This window comes from Mesorhizobium sp. M1406 (genome assembly GCF_040317555.1).
Classification (GTDB): Bacteria; Pseudomonadota; Alphaproteobacteria; order Rhizobiales; family Rhizobiaceae; genus Mesorhizobium.
The window spans coordinates 1-3,642 of record NZ_JAMYKW010000137.1; the positions used below are offsets into that span (position 1 = coordinate 1).

General features: G+C 60.9%; 2 protein-coding genes and 2 pseudogenes. 1 reads left to right on the forward strand and 3 read right to left on the reverse strand.

What is annotated here, in order from left to right:
- Positions 1–712 precede the first annotated feature (712 nt).
- Positions 713–1,090, reverse strand: a complete 378-nt coding sequence (locus tag NKH03_RS34415) for a tyrosine-type recombinase/integrase (protein WP_352973288.1) — start codon at positions 1,088–1,090, stop codon at positions 713–715.
- Positions 1,088–1,171, reverse strand: a pseudogene (locus NKH03_RS34420) (UPF0149 family protein); the annotation flags it as partial. The gene NKH03_RS34415 and the pseudogene NKH03_RS34420, both read right to left, overlap by 3 nt.
- Before the next feature lie 100 nt (positions 1,172–1,271).
- Here NKH03_RS34420 and NKH03_RS34425 point away from each other — a divergent pair.
- Positions 1,272–2,769 (forward strand): annotated as a pseudogene (locus tag NKH03_RS34425) (ISL3 family transposase); the annotation flags it as partial.
- A gap of 182 nt (positions 2,770–2,951) precedes the next feature.
- Here NKH03_RS34425 and NKH03_RS34430 read toward each other — a convergent pair.
- Positions 2,952–3,642 (reverse strand): UPF0149 family protein (locus tag NKH03_RS34430; protein WP_352973287.1); only part of this gene is annotated, 691 nt, incomplete at its 5' end.

Sequence of the window (3,642 nt, forward strand, 5' to 3'; positions counted from 1 at the left end):
TAGCGACTTTTTGGCTGTTCATCGTTCCCTCTTGCCTACACGCACCCAGCTAAACCGCTGATTCTGAGTGACGGCCCGTGAGCAGTGGCGCGGCGATCAAGGTGAGTTTCGTAGCAGGGAGGTTGTCATCGCCGAGGTTAAGCAGAGTCGAGGAATGGCTCGAGGAGGCCCAAGGCTGAGGAAGCGACCCGCGGCAAGGACAAGCGTCACGAGCACCGCACGGCTTTCCGGAGTTGACAGAAACGGCGGCTCAGCTGCGAGCCGCCTTGACGCATTTCGGCATGAAGTACGAGCAGATGGCGAGGAGTTGGCGATGGCAGCGACGCCTTCGTCGTGCGGGTCATCTCTTGGTTCCAGCATGTCCGCCGAGCCGCCGGAATCAGTTGCCCTGTCGGCGAGTCTCGGCCGCCAAGGCTGCATGATATTCGTCACACGGCCGTAGTGCACCGGTTGATTGCCTGTACCGCTCCGGCCAAGACGTGCAACAGTTGCTCCCGCAACTCGAACCTACCTTGGCCACATCGATATACGTTCAACCCAGCGCTATTTGCAGATGACGCCGGATCTCCTGGATGCGGCCAGTCAGCGCTTTGCGCAATACGCGATGGGGGCCGACCATGAAGGATGAGAGCCTCTTTGGTCCGTGGATCCGTCGTTTCCTGTTGGAGCATCTGGTGGCCGAACGCAATCTTTCCCGCAACACCCAAGCCAGCTACCGCGACACGAAAGCAGGCCACGGCCTGCCATCGCGCGTGGTGAATAAGGGGGTTCCTCTCCGCGCGGCAATGGCAGAAGGCGCCGGCGTTCGATATGCGCGGCCAGTTCGCATGAGCTGTGGTCCGATCGGCACGAGACGTGTTTTGAAGAACTTCGTGTCGCGGACAGTGATGATCTGCTCGGTCAGGTCCACGTCCTGCAAGACCAAGCGAAGCGCCTCGCCGATGCGCATGCCGCTACCATAAAGCAGCAAGAGAAAGGTGCGATAAATTGCCGGCACCTGAGGACTGTGCCCAACCTTCAGGATCGAGGTCGCGTCCAGCAGCCGGCGTAGCTCTTCCGTGAGCGCGACGAACAGCCGAACAGCCCACATCGTCCAGATCGGAGATACTGGACGGCGCGCCTTCATAAAGGCTTCGAACGCCTCGTCGTCGAGCTTCGGCCGTGCTGCGGTATGTCACCGTGGTGTGATTTTTCATGGAATGAGGGGTCAGACTCAATCTTGCTGCATGCGCAGGGTGATGTCGCGCAATTTTCGAGAGGGAATCAGCGCGATGGAACAGAGATTTGGGTCGACGAGACTGGCGCCGGCGGGGCCGCTCGTCGAGCATGCCGAAATCAACACGGATTGTGTATTTCTTGACGTGCGCGCTACGGCGCTTTCGGCCACGTGCCCGTGCTGCGGGACGAGTTCACGCCGGACCCAGAGCCGATATATGCGGCAAGCAGCCGATCTGCCCATCGCCGGCCGGCGGGTTGTCTTGCGGGTGACGGTTCGCCGTTTCTGGTGCGACGCCGTTCTTTGCCGCCGGTGCATTTTTGCCGAGCGGTTTGGCGCCGATGTTTTAGCCGCGTTATCGCGGAGAACCGGACGCCTTGAGACCATCGTTCATCACTTGGGACTGGCGCTGGGCGGCAGGCCTGCTGCGGCCTTTGCCGATCGCCTCATGATGCCGGTGAGCAACGATACCTTGTTGCGTGTCGTGCGCCGCAGGACTGAACAGCCGCGTGATGAGCTCGCCATCATCGGCATTGACGACTTTGCATTCCGGCGCGGTCAGCGATACGGGACGATTGTCTGCGATCTTGAGCGCCGCAGGCCAGTGACATTGCTGCCTGATCGCGAACAGGCGCCATCGCAGGCTTGGCTGGCGAACCATCCTTCCATTGTGACCGTCGCTCGCGATCGGGGTGGCGGATATGGCGAGGCGATCGCCAAGGCCTTGCCTCATGCCGCTCAGGTGGCCGACCGCTGGCATCTGATGGAAACCGCCAGCCGCGCTTTCCTTGATGCAGTCAGCAAATCCATGCGGCATATCCGAAAGACCGTAGGCAGCACCATCATCGATCCAAAGCTTCTCACCTATGCCGAGCGGCTGCAATATGAAGGATATCTGTGTCGCCAGGAGACAGACGAGGCCATTCTGGAATTGTCGAAGCAGGGTGTACCGATCAAGCAGATCGTCAAGCGTACCGGACATAGCCGCAAGCTCGTCCGCTGCGTCCTGCGCGGTCAGCGCTCCGACATGTTCCGCGTCCGGCAAAGTTCGCTCGAGGGATGGCTTCCCTGGCTTGACGGCCGCTGGGACCAAGGCGCGCGTAATGCTTCGGCGCTCTGGCGCGAAATGCGTACGAAAGGCTTTCGTGGCCAGATCGCGTCGTCTCTGAATGGGCGCGGCGCAGACGCCTTGCTGAAAGGGCCGATCAAAGTGCACTTGCCCGCACGCCTTCGGCACGAAGCATCGCCAGGCTCATGACGCTGGCGCGTGACGACCTGTCGAAATCGGACGCTGTACTGATCGCGGCAATCGAGAGCAATGTTCCTGACCTCGTCACCGCGCGAACGCTAATCGACGACCCGCAGCAGATGATCCGATCAAAGGGGTCGCAGAACTGGACGCTTGGCTCGAGGGCGCGAAGGCAAGCCTCGTCGGCTCTTTTGCAAACGGGGTAGAAAAGGACATCGCCGCAGTCCGCAACGCCATTCTCTCTCCTTGGTCGAATGGCCAGACCGAAGGCCAGATCACCAAGCTCAAACTCATCAAGCGGCGTCCCGATTCCGTGGTCATTGACACTGTATTCGCCGATCGGGCGGCCATCGATCCGCCGGAAGCTGCTCAGGGCGATGCTGTTGCAGGCGTTCTATTCGATCCGCTGTAAGCGGTGCGCCAAGGCACCTTTCCCGAAATCGTCTTGATGGTTAAGTCGCTTGTTGGTCGGCGCGCCGGCGCCGATCACTCCCGATCGTCATAACGGGTGACGTAGTGGAGTTCGCGCAGAGCGGGGATGACGAGGGCGATGTCTTTGTACGCCTCATGCTCGATGAAGCGCGCGGTCTCGGGCCCCGGCCTGGGCTTACCGAGGACGGGCCTGCCCTTTTTGTCGACGCAGTAGATCAGGATCGGCAGCAGCAGGCCGTGGTTGGGGTTGTTGAGGTCGAGTAGCGATTTCCATTTTTTGATGTTGAGATTGATGGCTGCGTAGAACCCCTGGCACCACGGTCGGGGGTCGATGCCGCCGCTGGGCTTGGTGGCGAATCGGGGCGCATAATCCTGCGGTCTGTCGAAGAGCGTCTCGTTGATCCGGTTGTGGATCCTGGCGACGCTGGCAAACACGGCGTGATCGGTTGCAGATCCTTTGGCCAGGACGTCGCGCGGCAACCCCATGAGCGGGCACATCCAGTCTTGCGGGTCCGGGAACCGCGGCCCGGTGACCGCCGCCGTTACGAAGCCATCCAGCGCCGACATGGTCCGCACCAGCGGGCGACGGTTGATCTTGAGGGCCATCCAAGCCTCAAGCGCCTCGTCCGACAGCGCCATGTCATCGATTGCGCTCATGCTGCCAAGGAGAGCTGCATCTCTTCGCGGCGCACCCAATTCCATATGTGGACGGCTCCCACTTGCAAGTGTTTTTTGCGGATATTTT